The sequence below is a fragment of the Pseudomonas sp. RW407 genome (assembly GCF_003176655.1).
GTDB lineage: Bacteria > Pseudomonadota > Gammaproteobacteria > Pseudomonadales > Pseudomonadaceae > Pseudomonas > Pseudomonas delhiensis.
In genome coordinates this window covers 1-2,191 of record NZ_QGSL01000071.1, presented here as the reverse complement: position 1 = coordinate 2,191, position 2,191 = coordinate 1, and the positions used below count along the sequence as shown (strand labels likewise).

The 2,191-nt window shown below is 68.5% G+C and carries 2 protein-coding genes and 1 pseudogene; 1 reads left to right on the top strand and 2 read right to left on the bottom strand.

The window, feature by feature from the left end; all coding sequences use genetic code 11:
• Positions 1 to 201, bottom strand: a pseudogene (locus DK254_RS06495) (two-component sensor histidine kinase); the annotation flags it as partial.
• Positions 198 to 887, bottom strand: coding sequence for a response regulator transcription factor (locus DK254_RS06490; RefSeq protein WP_109933134.1), 690 nt, complete (start codon positions 885 to 887; stop codon positions 198 to 200). The pseudogene DK254_RS06495 and the gene DK254_RS06490, both read right to left, overlap by 4 nt.
• Positions 888 to 1,112: 225 nt before the next feature.
• On the opposite strand from DK254_RS06490, the gene bamA reads away from it, so the two are divergent.
• The coding region (bamA, locus tag DK254_RS06485; protein ID WP_109933133.1) for an outer membrane protein assembly factor BamA at positions 1,113 to 2,191 on the top strand (1,079 nt) is incomplete at its 3' end.

The window sequence follows — 2,191 nt, the reverse complement described above, 5'->3', positions numbered from 1 at the left end:
CGACACCTCCAGCAACTGGCGCCCCGCCGCCTCGCCGAAGCGCTGCAGCAGGCGCACCTCGGTGGCCAGCAGCGAGCGCAGCGCCGGGGTGTCGCCGCGCAGCTCGTCGAACATGAAGGCGCCGGCGCCCACCAGGAAGGTCAGGCTGTTGGCCAGCCAGAAGGCCAGGAACAGCTTCCAGAACAGGCGTCCGCGCTTCATTCGACGATCAGCAGGTAGCCCATGCCGCGCACGCTCTGGATCCAGCTGCTGCCGTCGGCGCGCGGGCCGAGCTTCTGGCGGATGCTGCTGATGTGCACGTCGATGCGCCGGTCGTAGCGGGTCAGCGGGCGGCCCAGGGCATTCAGCGACAGGTCCTGCTTGCCGACCAGCTGCCCGGCCTGGCGGGCCAGCACCTCCAGCAGGCTGAACTCGGTACCGGTCAGCTCCAGCGGCTGGCCGCGCCACTGCGCCTGGCGCTTGCCGGGCCAGAGCAGCAGGGCGCCGCTGCCGACCGCCTCCGGGGCGCTCTCGACCGGCACCTGGGGCTGCACCCGGCGCAGGATGGCGCGCAGCCGGGCGACCAGCTCGCCGGGCGAACTGGGCTTGGGCACGTAGTCGTCGGCGCCCAGCTCCAGGCCGGCGATGCGGTCGATGTTGTCGCCCCGGGCGGTGAGCAGCAGCACCGGCACCTGGCTGCGCGCGCGGATGCGCCGCAACACCTCGATGCCGGAGATGCCCGGCAGCATCACGTCCAGCACCACCAGCGCGTAGGCGCCGCCGAGGGCCTCGGCCTCGCCCTCCTCGCCGGTGCCCACGGCGGTGGCGCGGAAGCCTTCGCGGGCCAGGTACTGGCCGAGCATTTCGGTGAGTTCGCGGTCGTCGTCGACCAGCAGTACGGGAATCATGGAGGGCACGCGGTTCAAGGCCTGGAAGCCGCAATGATCCCTTCCGCCAGGCCGCCGTGTCACCGCCGCACGGGCAAACTTTACACATCTTTACCCTGGGTTAACCGCGCCGAACACAGCCCGCTCTTATCCTCATCGGCCGCCAGCCCGGGCCGGGCGGCAGCGCCCGGACGATCGCCGTGCGAGCCGTCCGCGCCCCCTGCCACCGCCTGCCTGGAAGTCACGATGCGCCCTACCCGCCTGCTGTTCCCGATCCTGCTGTTCAACGCCACCCTGGCCCATGCCGCAGGCTTCAAGATCGCCGACATCCGCGTCAACGGCCTGCAGCGGGTCTCCGCCGGCAGCGTGTTCGCCGCGCTGCCGCTGAACGTGGGCGACCAGGCCGACGACCGCGCCCTGGTGGAGGCCTCGCGCTCGCTGTTCCGCACCGGTTTCTTCCAGGACATCCACCTCGGCCGCGACGGCGACGTGCTGGTGGTGGACGTGGTCGAGCGCCCGTCGATCTCCAGCATCGAGATCGAGGGCAACAAGGCCATCAGCACCGAAGACCTGATGAAGGGCCTCAAGCAGTCGGGCCTGGCCGAAGGCGAGATCTTCCAGCGCGCCACCCTCGAAGGCGTGCGCAACGAGCTGCAACGCCAGTACGTGGCCCAGGGCCGCTACTCGGCGAGCATCGAGACCCAGGTCACCCCGCAGCCGCGCAACCGCGTGGCGCTGAAGATCACCGTCAACGAAGGCACGGTCGCGGCCATCGCCCACGTCAACGTGGTCGGCAACACCGTGTTCTCCGACGAGGACCTGACCGGCCTGTTCGAGCTGAAGACCACCAACTGGCTGTCCTTCTTCAAGAACGACGACAAGTACTCCCGCGAGAAGCTCTCCGGCGACCTGGAGCGCCTGCGCTCCTACTACCTGGACCGCGGCTACATCCACATGGACATCGCTTCCACCCAGGTGTCCATCACCCCGGACAAGAAGCACGTCTACATCACCGTCAACATCAACGAGGGCGAGAAGTACAAGGTCCGCGAGGTGAAACTGACCGGCGACCTCAAGGTGCCGGAAGAAGAGATCAAGAAGCTGATGCTGGTCGAGCCGGGCCAGGTGTTCTCGCGCAAGGTGATGACCTCCACCTCCGACCTGATCACCCGCCGCCTGGGCAACGAGGGCTACACCTTCGCCAACGTCAACGGCGTGCCCGAAGCCCACGACGACGACAAGACCGTGTCCATCACCTACGTGGTCGACCCGGGCAAGCGCGCCTACGTCAACCGCATCAACTACCGCGGCAACACCAAGACCGA

What these genes read in the sequence shown, in the direction of transcription:
- DK254_RS06490 (WP_109933134.1), bottom strand. Translation starts at nt 887, where the DNA reads ATGATTCCCGTACTGCTGGTCGACGACGACCGCGAACTCACCGAAATG.